The organism is Schlesneria sphaerica (assembly GCF_044336245.1).
Classification (GTDB): Bacteria; Planctomycetota; Planctomycetia; order Planctomycetales; family Planctomycetaceae; genus Schlesneria; species Schlesneria sphaerica.
The window spans coordinates 2,627,660-2,645,893 of the sequence record NZ_CP172346.1; the positions used below are offsets into that span (position 1 = coordinate 2,627,660).

Below are 18,234 nucleotides of genomic sequence, written 5' to 3' on the forward strand. Positions count from 1 at the left end.
CTGGATCGGGCCACGAATTTCGTTCGTTCCCGATCCAGGGCGAGAGACTTTTGTGATTTCGATGACACCGCAGTCACCATCGATGGAGATCTTCACTCCGACTAGCCAATCTCCCTGACTTTTTCCGCAAGCATCTCGACCGCCTTCAGCAGGCGTTTACGGACCTTTTCGGGAAGCTCAGCGAATTCCTCGCAGAACTGCGGGGTCAGCAGATTCTGGCACCGTTCGATCGTCGTCGTAAACCGCTTGGCAATCTGCTCGGTGCTGAGATTAGGTCGTTCCCCCGTTTCGCGTGGCGGGACGGTCGTCGCGTGGGGATTGAAAGGAGCGTACTCAGTTGTCTCTTCGGGCAATCGATTCCCGAACGGTGGAACTGGTGCTGACGTTTCTTCACCTTCGTCAGACTGATTTGCTGACACCGAAAACGTTGACTGATGATCAAAGGGAGCGGCTTCACGGGCCAGTGCGGGTTCCGTCGGCAAGCCGTCCAGGGCTTCATCGACGGCTGGGGTGCTCAGGTCCTCACCGCGCTGTGCACGGCGCCAGGCCTTCATTTCCGCGACACCGGCCTGGACATCATCGGCCCACTGCAGGCATTCCGCAGCATCGTCCCAGTTAATCGCCGCATAAAAGTGAGACCACTTGAGCGTCGAGTAATTACCGCTGACGTCTCCGAAGGTTTCCCAGACACGTCGTCGCTGGTAAACCTGATCGGCGCTTAGAGAGACCAGCGCCGCAAAGTCTGCGTCGGTTCGTCCTCGCGCAAATCGCTTCGTCCACAGTGCGGCACATTCACCGACTTCCCAGTTACAGCGGCTGACGGCAACTTGCGCACGAGCGATCAACGAGGCTTCGGTTTCTTCACGCACAACTTCCGCAGAACCGGAATGCGACATTTCAACTTCCCAAGGAGTAACAGAATCAAAAATTGTCCGAAGACGTGGCCTGTCTTGGACAAGGGCGAGTTCAATTCGCCGAGTGAACGTCACCCTTCCATGGGGAAGGCGAAATCGTATCGCTCGGCCTTTTATCACGCTACTGTGTCGTCAAAGCCAGAGGCGGCGGTACGGTTGATTGCCGACGAATCAAACCGTTTTTTCACAATTCCTGAAAACCGACCCGCACATCCTCCAACAAATTCTTCATTCTGGACGGCTCACCACATTCGTAGGGGTTCGATTTTGGACATCCAGTGAATCCCGATGTGTACAAGCACTCAATCGCCAGGCAATCTCGTACACACAAGCGATCTCCTAGGCGGAACTTAATGAGAAAGGCACCCCTTCGTTGATCAGGCCCCGCCGCACGGTCTCGATGACGAATTCCGCAGCCGACGAGAGCAATTCATAGAATCGTGCGTCGGGCTCCAAGGCTACCGATTCTGCCTGGCTTCGCTTAGCATTCCTGCGAAAAGGATTGGAACTCCATGGCTTGGCTGACATCACTCAGAGATCAGTTTCCGCTGCTGCTCGTGCTGTCGCCGTTGATCGGATTTGTTTCCGCCTCCGTTGCCGTACTCAAGGCCCCGGATCTGACGCGATACTTCGCTGTTTCGAATTGCTTTTGCACGCTGCTCATCCTCGTCGGGATCGAGTGGCACTATGAGTCTGACCTGGTCAACCAGGCTGCGATTATTCGATTTGCCGAGCAGGCTCAATCCCCAGAAAATAGCGAGATCGCCGCCCCAGAACAGGTCCGACGCAAATTGGACCGCATGAGAAGCGAACGAATCCAGAATCATCGATTCGTCGCTGACGGAGTCAACATTTTCCCGGCACTCCTGTTGTCGGTCGTGACCACGCTCGTCGTCTACCGGTTCAAGCCTTCGCAGAGCGACAGGAATTTTTCCGTTCCCCTCATACTTTTCTTTCAGTCCGCAGCCCTGGGAACGTTGCTCGCGAACGACGTCATCGTCTTCCTGCTGCTTTCGGGACTCAGCGTCGCCAGCCTGAGTCTTTTGATCGGAAACTATGGACCGACAGAACGACGCGCGATCACCGAAAGGTATCTGTGGGAACAATGTTGGGGTGGTTCACTGATTCTGATGGGTTTCTCTCTGCTGGTCGTGTCGATCCCGTGGATGAAACTGCAGGATTCCATCGGAACGCCAGCACTCTCAACAAGCGTCTCCAGTATCGTTCAGGATATCCAGCGCTGGACGACGCGAAACGAACTGGCGTTTCATTATCAAAGCGAGATTTTCCCGTGGATGCTGCTCGTCATCTCCATCGGTTTCGCGATCGTCTCCGGTCTGTTCCCCTTTCATGCTTCCCAGATCAATATCATCAGGAACGTTCCCGCTGAACTGGCTTTGCTGTATGTCGTCGGCGGTCTCTCCGCAAACCGCATCGGCTGGTTCCGGTTCGTGATGCCGCTCTCTCCTGACCTGCTGGCTTCATTTGACGAATGGGTGGTGATCGCCTCTGTCGGTGGCGCAATCTGGGGGGCACTGAAAGTGTTCGATACGGCTGATCAGCGAAATCTGATCGCATATGCCTTCCTCAGCCTATCGGGGCTGTCACTGATGGGAAGTTACACATTCTCGCGGATCGGGCTCTGTGGGACGTGGCTGATGCAGCAACAGCTCAACGTGTTGATGTGTGCAGTCCTGTTAACCGTCGGGAACGCAGGGTCCAGCGGGGCAGCTCTTCCTCCCGAACCTCGATTCCATACTCGCACACTGCTACTGCTGACCGGCCTGCCCGTTTTATGTTTCTTTTCGAGTGGATCGCTCATCATTTCAGAACTGTTTCGCGAGAGTTTATTACTGGTCACAATCATGGCAGCAGCAGTTACTCTGATCGTGTTTAAAGCCATTCACATGCTGAACGATCGATTCTCGGCAGAACAACAGGGGACCTTCCGAGCATTGCTCTTCAAAGCACTTCCCCGGACGACCGTGCTGAGTTACGTACTTGCACTCCTCGTGGCGGTTTTACCCAGCCTGCTTCTCCGTCAATGTGAGCCGGAATTTGTGCGGGTCTTTCGCCGATTTGAGCAATCACAAGCGGCACTTCCTGCCGATAGAGGCTACGTGCAGCGGCAATCAGCGCCGTAAACACGACCGGAAAGTAGCGATCAGGCAGATTATTTTGATTTTGCCGATTTTCGCTTCAGTCTGCGAGGTCGCGTTGTCGATGTGACGAAGAGCGGGTCTTGTGCCGAGTCGGCACCGTCATATCAACCGAGCTTGGTCGCCAGCCATCAAGCAATTGAGAACCAGAGGAGCCGGATCCATGAACCGCACACTTTTGCATTGCTTCGCTATCGCGGGTTTAGGTGGCCTGATTCCCTCAGGTGCCTCTGCTCAAATTGCAGGAACTCCATTCAACTGCACCATCTCTCAGACGCGTCCCGTCGTTACGACGCAGTTGCGCCCACAGGCCGTCACGACGTTCTGCGATGTGACAGAGACTCAGGTGCAGCAGCAGCAAGTCGTCGAGAACGTCCCAATCACGACGACGCGGAACGTAACGGTCGATGAAGGGGGATACCAGATGGTCTGGGTCCCGAAACCGGTCACCAAGCAAGTTGCAGAGACGACCATTCAGCGACAGGTGAAGACCGTGTCGGTGCCGGTACAGGTCACGAGACGAGTTCCGACGATGACCACACAAATGGTCCCGGTCCAGTCTGTGCAGCTTGTCACCGAAGAAGTTCCGGTCCAGACGATGGCCGTTGCCGCTCCGGGCTGCAATACATGCAACACCCGCCGTGCCTTCGGGCCGGCTCGAATGACACCACAGATGAGCTACCTGCCGCCGGTCTACCCGACGGTTCCTTACACCACCACCATGGTCGCTCCGTACACCACGGCGACAATTTCAACAGTTCCGGTGGTCGTGGCTCCTCTGCCCCAGACGGCATACAACCCTGCGGCCCTTTATCCGACTCCCGCAGTTTCCGACCCAGCTCATTCATCTTCTTCCAGTGACTATGAAACCGTTCCCGCACGCAGCGTCCCTGTTCCCAAAGAGGAAGCGTCGGCCCCGGTTCGCAAGACGTCCATGTTCAATGGCGTTCCCTCGGCTGCTTCGGTATGGCAGACGCGAAACACCGTTACGCGCTGATCTCAGCGAGGATGCTCTCCGCAGAACAGCCCACGCTGAAGAATCTTGATTGATTGAAACATCAGGCAGGTCCCGATCGTCAAATCGGACCTGCCTGCTGGCGTTTTCAGGCATGCTTGTTTCCCACTTCCACCCGATCCAGGCCAACATCAGACAAGTGCCGCGCCAGGCGTCTAAGCCCCTCTTCGACGGTGACTTGAGGAACGTAGTTCAGATCCCTGCGCGCCGCATCGAGCCGAAACCAATGACTGGTTGAAAGCTGGCGGGCGACAAACCGCGTCATCCTTGGTTCATCCTGTCGTCCTGTCAGCTTGTAGACCAGTTCCATGGCCGCCCCCGCAGCGTAAGCGACATTCGCTGAAACAGTTCGAGTCACCGGTGCGACGTTCGCGCATCCCAGGATCCGGTTGATCAGATCCCACAACGGCAAAGGTTCTCCGTTGGAGATGAAATAGACTTTACCGGCACACCCAGAACCTTGCATCAGGTGATCGGCAGCAAGCAAGTGGGCATCAGCCGCATTGTCGATGTAGGTGGCATCAACCAGATTTCGGCCGTCACCGACACGGCGCAGTTCGCCCGCTCGTCCTCGTTGAATCAATCGCGGAATCAGGTGGTTATCACCGGGCCCCCAGATGAGGTGTGGCCGAAGAGCTACCGTTGCCAGATCGGCTCCATTCGCGGCAATCACCCGTTGCTCTGCTAGCGCCTTCGTCTGGGGATAATGCGTCAAATAGTGGTCGGGGTACGGAGCGGACTCATCAATGCCAGTCTCGTCCTTCCCGTTGAACACCACGCTGGGCGAACTGGTGTAAACCAGCCTCGAAACCCCGTGTCGCCGGCAGGCATTGATCACGTTTTCTGTGCCGACGACATTGATGCGATGGTAATCCTCGTAACGACCCCAGACCCCCGCTTTGGCAGCGACATGGAAGACAAGCTCGCAACCAGTGACGGCCTGATCCACGGCCGCCGCATCACCAAGGTTGCCGCGAAAGCACTCGACTCCCCTAGCCTTAAGCTCGGGCGTGTCGCTGCGCTGGAGTGAGCAGACTTGTTCGCCCCGGTCGACCAGTCGTTCAACGATTGCCTTCCCGAGGAACCCATTTCCACCGGTAACCAAAACTCGCATTCAGTTGCACTTTCAAGGAAAAAACGTGAGCTCGGCATGCTGCAACCCGTCTTCTTGAGCCCTCACACCAGGCCGACATGGTCAGAATGGCAAGACAGTCAGGAGGAAGGTCGCCAGCAGGATGATCAAGATAACGACCATCCACCAGGGTCGCGGTTTTTTCGCTGCATCTTCGGAAGAAATCCACCGATCGCAAGCCGGGCAATAGTCCGCTGCTTCCAGCATCAATTCGCCGCAATGAGGGCAGGGAACATAACCGTCATCCTCCTGGTCATCTTCGACTTCGTATTCATCACTCTCCTCTTCCCGATATCGCATGCAGGCCCTCACTCTTTCTGAAATCTTGCATGATTTAACGTCGTCTCTCACCTGCGGGATAGCAATCCCAACCCACACAATCGATCCAGTTTCTCTGATGATTCGAATCGCGTCGACAAGTCTTCGTCAAACGGCAAAGTTTGCCGAACAGTCAAGGCGATATTCTAGGAGGAGCGGATTTTCCATGGTGGATGATCCGCGACTTCAGGATGAGAATTCCGGCCCCGGATGGCCTGCCCCTTTTAATGTTCTTCCGTTTCGACGGGATGAGGAGCAGCCAATGCTTACGAACGAACAATCAATATCGAGTGTGATTGAAAATCAACTTGCCGAACAGTCTAAACAGTCCTGGTTGAAGATGCTGACGGGAGCCGCACTCGGCTTTGCCGGTCTGCATTTTTTCGTGACCCAGCCAACCGCTCGTGAACTGGCCCAGGTGAAATCGACCCTTCATGTCATGGAACAGCGTGTGCAAGAGCTGACGGCCGTCGGCGACTATGTCGGCGACACCAACAGCCTGCTCACCAACCTGCGGATCCAGCAGGCCGAAACGCTCGACGCACAGCGTGCTCTTCGTGCGATTCACGATCTGCGGAGCGAACTGGTTGAAGTTGCTGCCAAGAACGATGTCGTCAGCTCAGCAATCGCTGGAATGGACATCTTGCAGGATCGCATCATTGACCAGCACTCGAAGACGATCGGTGCCGTTCAGATTTTCGACCTGATGGCGTCGCTTCAGAACAACATCATCGACCAGCGCGAATCTCACGAGAGCGCCACTGCATCACTTGAGCAGTTGATCTCGCTCAAAGAGACCGCTTCAGCACAGGGGAAAGACATCAATCAGGCTCAGGCTTCTCTGGCTCAGTTGGTGGGATTGAGTGACGACCTGCAGCGTCAGTCCGATAAGATGGAACTCGCCCGCACCAGCCTGACCGGACTCGCTTCGCTCAAGGCCGAACTCTACGCCGCCGCAGAAAACCTGGAAGCAGCTCAAAGTGTTGCAGACAAAGTCGTCAGCCTTCAGGGTCGCCTGGCTGTGGGAGAACAGCAGGCAGAAATCGCTGCTGAACGAGCTGAAAAACTGATTGCGATTAACTCCAAGCTGATTGCAGGCGGACTGAACGTGGCTGCCTCGTCAGAAAACCTGGACCGGATGCTGAACATTCAGAACAAACTGAAGAGCGACGAACTGAACGTGGCCGCTTCGGAACAGAATCTGGTCAGCCTGCTCAACATCCAGGGGAAGCTGGCATCCGATCCATCAACCGCAGCCGTCTCTGAACAGAACCTGGCGAATCTGCTGAGCATCAACGAAAAGCTTGCGGGCGAACAAGCGATGATCGCCACCTCGGAGCAGAACTTGGCGAACCTGCTGAAGCTTGAGTCGACTCTGGCTGATCAGACGGGCTCTGTTGCAGAAGCGATTCAAACGATCGAAACTCTGCGTGGTTTCCGCGAAACCTTGAATGCCCACATTCAGTCTCTGGTGAGCATTCAGAAGGAACTCGCTGAACTGGGCCAGATCGAAGAACAACTTTCCAAGGTCACCCGTGCTTCTCGTCCTCTGGTCGAAGTCTCTACCCCACGAATCAGCGATGAAGCACAACGGCTGGCTCAGGAAGTAATTGAGAACCGGACGGCTGCTCTTGATGTCGAAGGTCCAGCATCGGCCATCGATGACGTCATTGTGAATGAGTCGCCATCGGAGTTCGCAGAAGTCCCGCTGCCAATCGAAGAATAGTCGACGCAGTCGTCGAATGAATCTTGAGAACCCGGTTTTGTCCGACAGACAAAGCCGGGTTCTTCGCATTTCATGGGAGGTGCCAGTGAACGATCCGAGCGATTGACGGACTGCGGGATTCCGTAGTGGGATTTCCAGTCGAGGCGAAACAGTTCAAACGGATAACGTTATCTGCTCACAGTTCGACCAGCCGAGGCGAGAACAGCCCCCCATGAGAGCAGGCCACGGATCGGCGAAACATCAAAGGCTCGATTCACCCGGGCGGAACGATGGAGCCGGATCAAAGCGCGAAGCCGACGCGGGACTCATTCGGATCGGCTGGAAGAGGAATCTCCAGGACGAAACCAACGAATGTGAGACACATTCCAACGACGACACCGGGACTTCACAACCTCACCTGAGACGCCAAGTGACGTGCAACTGAAGCCGTCAGCGTTGGATCAGGGCTTGATCCCGGCGGGCACACTGCTGTTGTTCGGAAGTACCGCGGGGACGACGCCGGCGTTGTTGTTCGTCGGCCGGTCTGAATCAGGAAGCTCCGCGGGCTTTTCGGGAACCTGATTGTTCACAGGAATGATATCACGGGCACCGCCGTGCATGGCCAGTCGAGCCCGGACGAATCCGCCGAGTTTCTGGACGTCCCCCGGATCGGGAGCCTTACCCTGAATCACTCCGGAACAGATCGGGACGATCACATCGTAGGCAGGTTGAGCGACTGGACGGAAACGTGCCAATAGGCCGCCAAGGGCTTTACCCTCAGCGTCGAGATCTTTGTCTTTGCCATCCTTATCCTTTGAACCGTCTGGCTTAAAGGCAAGATAGAGGTCCCAGAAGCAGCCCTTCCAGATCGGATTGTTAGGCTTCGCCTGGGCGTCATTGGCCATCTGCAGGGCACACTCAGAGATCGCCGTCACAAGATCATCGACTTTGACCACGGGCGGAACAGGAACTCGTCCCAGGGCGTAGCAGGCTTTGGCTCGAACCGTCCAGACGCGATTCGGGTCCTTCACAACGGCCAGCAATGACTGAATCACAAAGGGAGTGTTGTTCGCGGTGTCCAGGGCAACGGTCATGTTCCGAAGCCCCTCAATTAATCGAAGCTGATACCACCAGTGATTTTCTGGCTTTGCCAGCTCGGACACAATCGCGACCGCGATCGTTCCGCGTTCCTTCACAGTGGCCTGTGGCTGAGCGAACTTCAGGATGCGGATCAGTCCCTGCATTGCTGCAATCTTGACTGCCTGAGGCTGCCCGTTTACAGGGTCTTCTTCGATATCCTTCGCCGAGATCATCTGAACCAGAAGCGTATGTGCGGGTGCATAATCCAGCTCGCTGAGAATCAGAACAGCATGCAACCGGACATAGAAATTGTTGACCAGAAGCTCAGGAACCTGTCTGAGAAGCTCCTGATTGACGAATTGCGTTGTGCTGGCAACGTCTGCGGGCTTGCTTCCAGGACTACCGATGCCGGTTGTAATTTCTCGCATCAGGGTTTTGTGCAGATCCGGCAGCAGTTTCCGCTTTTCGCCCTGGGTCATTTCCGCCAGTTTAAAACGAAGTCCCCCGGCGATCACCTGTTTTCCGTTCGTGCTCAGATCGCAGTCACGCAAAACCTTGGCAAACTTGCCACTGAAGTCTTTCTTGAGTTTTGCGACCTCGTCAGCCGTCGCAATCGGCTGTTCCAGTTCCATAATCGCCGGTGGTTCAGGCAACGGCTGAAATGAGGGAGGAAGCCAATCAGGATCGGGTTGCTCAAACGTGGATTTGTCGGGGGTGCTTTTCTTGGTCTGCTTTGAGTCGGCTTTTTTCTTGGGTACCGCAGGCCGGTTCAGCCCGGGTTGTGCGAATGACACTGAATCAGAAAAGCTGATCGCCATCCCGACGGCCAAAGTGAGCCGGAGCGACCGAGCCCGCGTGAGCAGATTCCAAAGGGAGACGGTTCCCACCCACTGCGACGAGGATGAGGATTCGGCCCGATGAAGGTCGTGCATGGACCCATCCTTCACATCAGAATGGTGTGGGTTCGAATATTGACGAAGTCGGTTCATGGACATGAGGGTCTCAGCACCAAGCCCGGTTTTGTTAGTCGCGACAAATTAACCACATCGGCGCTGTTTTGCCACCCGATCGCAGTACCGGTTTTCGCGGCTTTAACATTTGTGGGCGAGTTCGTTGCGTGCCTGGTTGTCCGCAGAGCAAAAGCGAATTGTCATTCAATCGTTCAATCATCGCCGGGAACCAGAGCATCCTCAACAGGAAATTCAGAACCGAGCTGGAAACCAAATTAAATTATGAGGAACTGGAGAGAGGCAAAATTTCCACGATGTGTGGATACGGAAATGCATGGGGCTGGAGTCGTTGCACCACTTGGACTACCCTAACAGCCTGACGTCGGGTCAGTCAAGAAAATCCCGAATTCTCCCTCTGGCAAGATGGGGATTTCCCCCCTCGCCGCAGTATTGATTGCACAGCCACGATGGTCGGAATTTCTGGATCAGCTTTCCCCATACCTTCCAACGACTTCTATCCCACAACGAAAAAGGATCGACATCCGTGATTCTCGCCGCCGGATTAACCCCCGCCTGGCAGCAGGTACTGTCGTTCCGGCAATTTGTGCCCGGTGAAGTCAACCGAGCCCACCGCTCCGCCTGGTGCGGATCTGGCAAAGTTCTGAACGTCGGAGCGGCACTGCACCAGTTGGGTGCCTCTGCCAGAACGCTGTGCCTGGTGGGGGGTCCCTCGGGCGAGCTGATCGCGGCCGATTTTGCCCGTCTGGGAGTTTCAGTCCGGTGGATTCGGTCGCAGGTCCCCACCCGGACCTGTACCACCATCCTGGACGAAACCACAGGAAGAACGACAGAACTGGTCGAGAACTCGCACCCTATCCCGGACGAAGATCGGGCCGCGTTCCTTTCAGCCTTCGCTGTGGAATCCCGGACTGCCAATGTCGTCGTGCTGAGTGGATCGCTGCCCGAGACGACTCCTGCTGATTTCTACCGGCGACTTCTCGAACAAACGACGACCAAAGCCGTGCTGGACATCCGAGGAGCAGAACTCGAGGCAGCCCTTCCGCTTCGACCATTCGTCGTGAAGCCCAATCGTGAGGAACTCTCGCGGACTGTGGGAAGGGGGCTGACGACCGAAGATGCTCTGGTGTCGGCCATGTCAGAGATTCGAGATCGCGGTGCTGCCTGGGTTGTTGTCAGTCAGGGCGAAGCACCGTTACTGGCTCTCGGACCGGATGGGCTGCTGAAGCTTCCAATCCCCAAGGTCAATGTGATCAATCCGATTGGCTGCGGAGACTGCCTGGCCGCCGGTATCGCCGCGGGAATCGATCACCAGTATCCGATGCGGCAGTGTCTGGAGATCGGCATTCGTGCTGCCGTGATGAATGCCCAAGAGTTGCTTCCAGCGAGGAACCTGACAAAACTCATCGAGGATTGATGACGCACGCATGACCTTGGGAGTCGGAGCGACGGCCTGCGATCACCGACGTGCCATCACATGCGACCGCCCCACTGACCGGCACGAAATCAGCGTTTTTCTCATTGATCAGACTGTACGAGCGACAAATTCCACACTCCGTTTACATCCACGTTCCGTTCTGCGCACATCGATGCGGATACTGCGATTTCACGCTGGTCGCGGGGCGTGATGATCTGGTGCAAGATTATTTGCGTGCACTGGAACTTGAGATTGAAACGGCGCACGTTCCCCCAGCGGTCCCCGTAAAGACAATTTTTTTCGGCGGCGGGACACCTACTCATCCTCATCCTGACGAACTGCGACGCCTGTTTGAACTCGTTCGACGAACGTTTCCACACACACCGGAAACGGAATTCAGTGTCGAAGCGAACCCGCTCGATCTGACCGAAGAGAAGTTGCAACTCCTGCAGGAAGCGGGAGTCAACCGAATCAGCCTGGGAGTGCAATCATTCTCACCCCAGTCGTTGAAGCTGCTGGAGAGAGATCATGATCCCGTTCAAATCGTCGACGTGATGCGACGCCTCAAGCCGCGATTCGAAAACATTTCGCTCGACCTCATTTTTGGAGTACCGGGCCAGACACTGGAGGATTGGCGCTGCACGCTGCGTCAGGCAATCGATCTGGAACCAGCTCACATCTCCGCATACGGCCTCACCTTTGAAAAAGGGACCGAGTTCTGGACTCGCCGTGAGCGAGGTCAGTTACAGGCAGCCGATGAGGAACTCGAAAGGGATCAGTACGCCCTCGCGATGGAGATCCTGCCCCAGGCGCAATTTCATCAGTACGAAATCTCGAACTACGCCCGTCCCGGATTTGAATGTCGGCACAATCAGGTCTACTGGAGCGGAGACGAGTACTGGGCTTTCGGGCCGGGTGCCGCCCGTTACGTTGGAGGCCGGCGTGAAACGAACATCCGGAGCGTCCTCGGATGGCTGTCACGGATCGAACGGGGAGAATCCCCTGTTGCCGATGCGGAAGAACTGGCCCCCGATCATCGTGCCCGAGAACTCGTCTATCTCGGACTTCGTCGCATCGCCGGACTTCAGCGAACAGAGTTTTTTGCTCGCACGGGCATCAGATTCGATGATCTTTACAGAGACACCCTCAAAGAGCAGATTCAGTTGGGACTGGTCACAGATGATGGTGAAACCGTGAAACTGACGCTTGCCGGTCGATTCGTTGCGGATCGTGTGGCAATGGAATTTCTGTGAGGCGACATCCGGCAAGCCGCATCGTCACACAGAAACCGTAAACAAAAACAGCTTAATCACGTGGATTAAGCTGTGAGAGTCTCAAATTCGTCGATGTTGTCACGCCCACCTGTGTTGCGGTTCGGTGATCGTTGAACGTCGACCGAACTGCCGTAACACAGTAGGAAGAGGGGCGTCAGGCCGCACGCTTCTGACTGCGGGCCGCACGAAACTCATGACAGATTTCGGTCACGGCCGTGACGACCCGAGCCTGATCGCTGGCGGGAAGTTCCGGATAGCTGGGCAGCGCGAGGATATCTCGTGATGCGGCTTCCGCCTCGGGGAACTGGCCGGGACGATATCCCAGATGCTTGAAGCACTTTTGCAGGTGCAGCGGCTTGGGATAATAGACGGCACAACCGACCTTGCGCGATTTCAGTTCCTGCATCAGGGCGTCGCGGTTTCCGTGTCGCACCCGAATACAATATTGATTGAAAACGTGGCGGCGATTTGCACCGACCTTGGGTAGAGCGATCGAATCAAGGACCCCTTCCTGGCGGAACATGTCGCCATAGCGATCAGCGTTCCGCTGCCGGGCTTCGGTCCAATGATCAAGCTGTCGCAGCTTGACTCGCAGGACGGCTGCCTGCAGGGCATCCAGCCGGCTGTTCATGCCGACTTCAATATGTTCGTATTGTCCGACATCCCCGTGGACTCGGAGTCGTTTCAGTCGCTGAGCCAGTTCGGGATCGTCCGTGGTCATCATCCCGCCATCGCCCGCCCCACCCAGATTCTTGGTCGGGAAAAAGCTGAAGCAGCCGACGGATCCAAGGACGCCCGTCTTTCGGCCCTGGTACTCTGCCCCAATCGCCTGGCAAGCGTCTTCGACGATCTGCAGGTCATGTTTTTGAGCGACTCGCCAGAGAGCATCCATCTCGCAGCACTGGCCGAACAGATGAACCGGCATGATTGCTTTGGTACGCGGCGTGACAGCTTCTTCCACGGCACGCGGATCAAGGTTGTAGGTATCAGGATCGATATCGACGAAGACGGGGGTGGCTCCCACGCGGCAGATGGAACTTGCCGTCGCGAAGAATGAGAACGGCGTCGTAATCACTTCGTCGCCTTCTCCGATTCCCATCGCCTGAAGAGCAATGATCAGAGCATCTGTTCCCGAGTTACACCCAATCGCGTGGCGAGCATCGCAATACTCGGCGATTTCTCGTTCGAGTTCCGAGACTTCCTCGCCCAGAATGAATTTCTGTTCCTTAAAGACCCGCTCCACGGTCGCCATGATTTCTTCAGACATGGCGTTGAACTGGGGTACCAGATCGATAAACGGAATCGGTCTTTCGTCAGTCATACCCAAGGTGTAGGTCATCTCTGCGATTCCTTTCGCATCCGTTGACATCGATGAAGTGATTCAGGTCGCGGAATCTAGGTGGGAAGGTGATTGGGGTCAAGATGAAGCGCGACGTTGATCGCGGTTTTCATTTTGACCCTTGAAATTCACGCTAGTAGCGAAGCTCAAGTCCGAACGAAAGTCCTTGGAGAGTCGTCCCCGAGTAGTTTCGAGTCAGACGGAAGTCAGGCTGGTTGTAGACGACGTCGTTGTAGCTCTTGTTGACCTGACCCACCCAGATGTAGTTGTAGGCAACGAAGGCCGACAAGTTCTTCGAAAGTGCCACGTTCGAGTAGAATTTCACGTCGAACAAGGGACTGAATGTCGTTCCTTTCAGCGTCAGGCTCTGTGCCGGATCGTCGGAACCGAACACGTTGGTCGTATCCAGATTGGTTTTCCAGGTGTTCATACCGAAGGTGAACTTGGGCTCGACACCGATCAGGAATCGGGAGTGCATCGCTTCGGCTCGCAAACCGAGCTGAGGACCAAAGATGTTGTTGTTACCGGCTGAGTCAATCGTTCGAGAAATCACGTTATTGATCGTAGGATCGATCGCGTCTTGCTCGTTGTACTGGCCGAACTGGTTCAAGCGGTCACGGATATTGAAGTAACGACCACCGATCATCGGTCGAAGCTGGATGATGGCATTGGGGTCCGGACTGTCCAGAACGTAGTTACCTTCTGCACCCCAGGCCGATGTCAGCAGTTTGGCCTGATAGCTGACGTCGTAGTCGATGGCAGAGGATGTGGCCGTCATGTTCTGAGGAACGCCGTTGACGAGCACAGGCTGCGTGATGAACTGAGCTTGTTGCCCGTTCGTCGCGGGGTTTCCGTCTGCTCCGACATTCCCGCCGATGACGACGGCTGGATTCGCGTCGATCTGCTCCTGGATGTAGCCCGTTCCGATTCCCCGATTGACCCCGGACTCGTACACGCTGGCAAGTGTATTACCACCGTTGTAGGTATTGCCGCTGTCCTGCAGGACAAAACCACCCAATTCCACTGTCCCTGTCGAAACCGGCAGTCCGAACGTACCGCGGAATCCATTCAGGTTGTTATTGGAGAACGAGTCAAGACCAGGGGCGATGGCAGCACCGCTGACGCCATTCACAGTTCGGGCAAACTGCACATTTTCGGCAAGCTGCTGTCGTCCAGGAAACCCGTAATTCGATAAGGGATTGCTGTTGTTCACAGCGACGACGCCGCTGGAAGGTTGAGCCCCCAGCAATACATCGCCTGGAGCCGAAATGTTCCACAGCAGATACTCGCCGCGGAACCAGGCATGCCGGAACGTGTCCGTGAGAAAGTTCCCCAGCGGACTTTCGTCGTAAAGAAATCCCAGATCGTCAGGCAGCTCCTCGTAGATCGTGGGTGCTGGCGGACCGGGATATCGCTCCACGCCGCTACGCTGGTAGCTCTGAGGTCTCCCGTGGTACTGGCCTGGTATGGCCGCCTCGTGAAAGGTGTGAAACCCAGCAGGCTGCACTCCGTTTCCAGTAGGCGGTCCCATTTGGCCCTGAGCCTGTATTGGCACTGATACCAATGCAGCCAGTACTGTGAGCAAACCGAATGGAATCCGTCCGGTCATGATGTTTCCCTGACAAGTGCATCCCGACGGGTCTTTCAGTGTCGTCAACATTACGTATTGCCATTGACGCACCGACACTAACGCCTATGCCTGAAGTATCGGTTCTGACGATCGTGAAACTTCTGGAAAAACTTTTCCGTTAAGTCAGATCGTGAGGAAGATTCTGATTTTGGGCATTGTTCCACCTTGATCTTGAGGCAATCTTTAAGGAGACTCCTCTTTCCAGATGATTGTAAATCTGTTAGAGACACTCGATTCAACTCCGGCAGGGATGCTTGAATTGTGATGTTCATTGAGTGGCACCACCTCATGCTCTGACCGGCGCAACGACCACAATGCAGTGGTTTCGCGATTATCGGGGGGCATTTGGGGGAAGGGATTCCCATGTGGAACGGATTTTGGAAGCTCACCGTCATGGTGGGAGTGATCGGCGTTGGATTATTCGCCGTTTTTCAGGCACAACAGGGGATGAACCGCGCTGCGACGATGCATCCATCGGTTGCCTTGGGTGATGTCGATACTCCTGAAGATTCCGCCGAAGAGACTGACAGCGAAGCACCAGACGCCGGAGCGGCTTCGTCAGTCTCCGTCTCGCGCCTGGATGAGCAACGCTCGCCCGTTCCGCGCAAGCGCCCCACCGATACTTATGAGGAAGGGCGAATCGATCTGGTCGGACGATTCAATTCCGAGAAAGCCACCGTCAAAACCGCAATGGGCGGAGCGACGAAAGCCCGGTCCTCGTCTGATCGACAAGTTGCTGCCATTGATCTGCAGCCACCCGCCAGAGGGCTGAGCTTCCGGGATGATGTTGAACTCGTCGAACTGGAAGTGCCAGAAGAGGCAACAGAAGCACCGCAGAGCCTTCCCGACGAAGAAGAAGAATCCCTCTTCTCTGATTCCGATGAACCATCAATGAAACAATCTGCCGAAGCCTCTGAAGAAGAGGAGCAAGCAGAAGAAGAGGCGCCCAGCGCGGCTCCTGAAGCATCATTTGATCCCTTCGACGGCGACTCACCGGCAGAAAAAGAAGACGTTGAGACCGAACCCGTCAACGAAGCTCCCCCCGCTTTTAACGAACTCGAAGAAGTAACAGAAGAAAACAGCCCCTCAGAAAAATCAGCGACGAAGGCGGAAACGAAAGAAGTCGCCGAACCGGCCCCCTCAAAGTCCGTCATCGACTTTGGAGATGAGGCCGTCATCCCACGCTCACGCCGCGCGACTCTGGGTAAAGAAAAGAAAACCGAGGGTCAGGAAAAGAAGGCCGAGCCTGCCGCCACCGAAGCACCTTCGTTCCAGGAAACCCCCGAAGAGGCCGCAACGGACAAGGACGCCCCTCCTCAGGACGAGCCCGAATCGATCGAGGAAGAACCCAAGTCTGATCCTCTCCTGCCAGGCGATGGAATGGTGGAAGAAGAAAAGCAAGAGGATGAGACCCCCTCCGCTGTGGAGGCCCCTCCTGCATTCGAAGAATTCGACGCGGAAGAAGAGCCTGCCCCCAAATCAAAAACCAAAGTGACTCCCCCTGCCAAATCGCAGATCCAGTCACTTCCGGAACCGAAGCGAGAGCCCGTTCCAGCACTCGGAAATCCCTCCACGGACACACTGAGTACCCCGCCCGGACTCTTCCCTGTGGATGATGAGCCAGCACCGAAATCGCCTGCTTCTGACAGAAAGCGGCTTTCGCTCCCCGGACTTCCTCTGGAGCCACAGACCACTCCCAATCGCCGTCTGCCCGAACCCGAGATGTTCGAGCGAGACACGCGTGAGGAAGACGATTCAGACCGCGAACCGTTTTCGCCCCGGGAGCCAGCCAAGCGTCGTTCCGATCCCGATAGCATCGCTCCAAGTGATCTGGTTGGAGATGGCGTGGCAGGTGACCCCTCGCAACAGGGCGTGCAGCAACCACGACTGACGATCGAGAAAGTCGCACAGCATCAGGCAGTGGTCGATCAACCACTGATCTACACGATCATCGTGCGAAACACGGGCAGCGTTGTCGCTCACAATGTGGTCGTCGAAGATCGCATCCCCAAAGGGACCGAACTGATGGGGACATCACCCCGTGCAGAACTGGTCGGGAAGCGACTGATCTGGAACGAACTTGTCTTGAAGCCGAACGAAGAGAAAAAGATCTCGATCAAGGTGATTCCCAAACAGGAAGGGCCGATCGGCAGCGTGGCACGACTCTACTTTGCCACAGAAGTTTCTGCAGAGATCCAGGTCGCAACTCCTCAACTGGACTTCACTGTCAAAGCGCCGCACGAAGTCCGTCCGGGACAGACGGTCGATCTGATCTTCTATCTCAAGAATATCGGGACGGTCGACGCCAGTAACATTCTGGTCCGTGATATCATCCCCGAGAACTTCAAACACGATGAAGGGACCGACATCGAATGTGCCATCGGTAAGCTGGCACCGAACGAAGTCCGTGAAATCGTGCTCCCCGTCACCGCGATGTCGACTGGAACGGGAACGAACCGTGCCATCCTGACCGCGGACAGCGGAATCAAGAAAGAACTCGACCACACCATCAATGTGGTTGGTGAAGTTCTGGTCCTGACGCGATCCGGACACAACCGCGTGTACGTATCCCGGCCCGCTACCTTCACCAGCAATATCCGCAATGAAGGAAACCAGCGCGTAGCCAATGTGCGAATTTCGGAAGTGGTTCCGGCAGGAATGGAATTTGAAGCGGCCTCAGAAGGGGGCCGATACGATCCCAAACAACGGGCCGTCCATTGGACACTTGGCCCGTTGGGCCCCGGAGACGACCTTGCCGTCAGCGTCAAATACGTACCGAAAGAAACAGGAACACACGTAGGTAAGGTCACCGCGACGGGGGCTTCCGGCAGTACGGCATCGGTCAATTCTACTGTCGAGGTCGTCGGACGTCCTGAGCTTCAGATGGAAACCTTGAGTGCCACGGGGGTGGTCTCAGTGGGTGACCGGATCACCTCAAAGATGCAGCTGAAAAATTCAGGCACCGCTCCGGCCCGCAATGTTCGACTGAGCCTGCGAATTCCGCCTGAACTGCGGCTGGTCGAAGTCCGCGGTCGCAGATACCAGCAGCAAGGCGATCAGATCCTCTTTGAATCGATCGATGAACTGAATCCTCAAGGAAACGCTGGCTTCGAATTGACTCTGGAACCGATCGAAGAAGCCGATGCCAAAATTCAGTTGGAAATCTCGGCCGAGCATCTCAGCAAGCCCCATCGACGCGATGAGACGATTCAGATCGTCCATGACATCCTCAAGTAATCAGGCTGTTGAGAAATCCTGAGTTTTCAGACGTATAATGCCCCGG

12 protein-coding genes are annotated in these 18,234 nt (G+C 55.8%); 6 read left to right on the forward strand and 6 right to left on the reverse strand.

Annotated features, from left to right (window positions below; translation table 11 throughout):
* Positions 1-101: 101 nt before the first annotated feature.
* The gene (locus tag ACGY09_RS09665) at positions 102-896 is read right to left on the reverse strand and encodes a hypothetical protein (protein WP_397571372.1); all 795 of its coding nucleotides are present in this window, start codon (positions 894-896) and stop codon (positions 102-104) included.
* A gap of 530 nt (positions 897-1,426) precedes the next feature.
* Between ACGY09_RS09665 and ACGY09_RS09670 the strand changes: the two genes are divergently transcribed.
* Both ACGY09_RS09670 and ACGY09_RS09675 read left to right on the forward strand, forming a co-directional pair.
* Positions 1,427-3,058: a hypothetical protein gene (locus ACGY09_RS09670; RefSeq protein WP_397571373.1), complete on the forward strand. Its 1,632-nt coding sequence runs from the start codon at positions 1,427-1,429 to the stop codon at positions 3,056-3,058.
* A 178-nt stretch (positions 3,059-3,236) separates the two neighbouring features.
* Entirely contained in the window at positions 3,237-4,070 is an 834-nt protein-coding gene (locus tag ACGY09_RS09675) for a hypothetical protein (RefSeq protein WP_373650467.1), read from the forward strand.
* A 106-nt stretch (positions 4,071-4,176) separates the two neighbouring features.
* Here the strand turns inward: ACGY09_RS09675 and ACGY09_RS09680 are convergent, their stop codons facing one another.
* Together ACGY09_RS09680 and ACGY09_RS09685 are read right to left on the reverse strand one after the other, a co-directional pair.
* Entirely contained in the window at positions 4,177-5,202 is a 1,026-nt protein-coding gene (locus ACGY09_RS09680) for an NAD-dependent epimerase/dehydratase family protein (RefSeq protein WP_397571374.1), read from the reverse strand.
* Positions 5,203-5,283: 81 nt separating this feature from the next.
* Positions 5,284-5,520, reverse strand: coding sequence for a hypothetical protein (locus tag ACGY09_RS09685; protein ID WP_397571375.1), 237 nt, complete (start codon positions 5,518-5,520; stop codon positions 5,284-5,286).
* A 280-nt stretch (positions 5,521-5,800) separates the two neighbouring features.
* On the opposite strand from ACGY09_RS09685, the gene ACGY09_RS09690 reads away from it, so the two are divergent.
* Positions 5,801-7,264, forward strand: a complete 1,464-nt coding sequence (locus tag ACGY09_RS09690; RefSeq protein WP_373650464.1) for a hypothetical protein — start codon at positions 5,801-5,803, stop codon at positions 7,262-7,264.
* A gap of 440 nt (positions 7,265-7,704) precedes the next feature.
* Here ACGY09_RS09690 and ACGY09_RS09695 read toward each other — a convergent pair whose 3' ends face one another.
* Positions 7,705-9,255, reverse strand: a complete 1,551-nt coding sequence (locus tag ACGY09_RS09695; protein WP_397571376.1) for a hypothetical protein — start codon at positions 9,253-9,255, stop codon at positions 7,705-7,707.
* A 562-nt stretch (positions 9,256-9,817) separates the two neighbouring features.
* Between ACGY09_RS09695 and ACGY09_RS09700 the strand changes: the two genes are divergently transcribed.
* Positions 9,818-10,708, forward strand: a complete 891-nt coding sequence (locus ACGY09_RS09700; RefSeq protein ID WP_397571377.1) for a 1-phosphofructokinase family hexose kinase — start codon at positions 9,818-9,820, stop codon at positions 10,706-10,708.
* Between the two features lie 104 nt (positions 10,709-10,812).
* Positions 10,813-11,961 (forward strand): radical SAM family heme chaperone HemW, encoded by a 1,149-nt coding sequence (gene hemW / locus ACGY09_RS09705; protein ID WP_397571867.1) that lies wholly within the window; start codon positions 10,813-10,815, stop codon positions 11,959-11,961.
* Between the two features lie 175 nt (positions 11,962-12,136).
* Here hemW and ACGY09_RS09710 read toward each other — a convergent pair whose 3' ends face one another.
* On the reverse strand, positions 12,137-13,321 hold the full coding sequence (locus ACGY09_RS09710; RefSeq protein ID WP_373650461.1) for a DegT/DnrJ/EryC1/StrS family aminotransferase: 1,185 nt from the start codon (positions 13,319-13,321) through the stop codon (positions 12,137-12,139).
* A 133-nt stretch (positions 13,322-13,454) separates the two neighbouring features.
* On the reverse strand, positions 13,455-14,828 hold the full coding sequence (locus tag ACGY09_RS09715) for a BBP7 family outer membrane beta-barrel protein (RefSeq protein ID WP_397571378.1): 1,374 nt from the start codon (positions 14,826-14,828) through the stop codon (positions 13,455-13,457).
* A 486-nt stretch (positions 14,829-15,314) separates the two neighbouring features.
* Here ACGY09_RS09715 and ACGY09_RS09720 point away from each other — a divergent pair, with 486 nt between their 5' ends.
* Entirely contained in the window at positions 15,315-18,188 is a 2,874-nt protein-coding gene (locus tag ACGY09_RS09720; RefSeq protein ID WP_397571379.1) for a hypothetical protein, read from the forward strand.
* Positions 18,189-18,234: the final 46 nt, after the last annotated feature.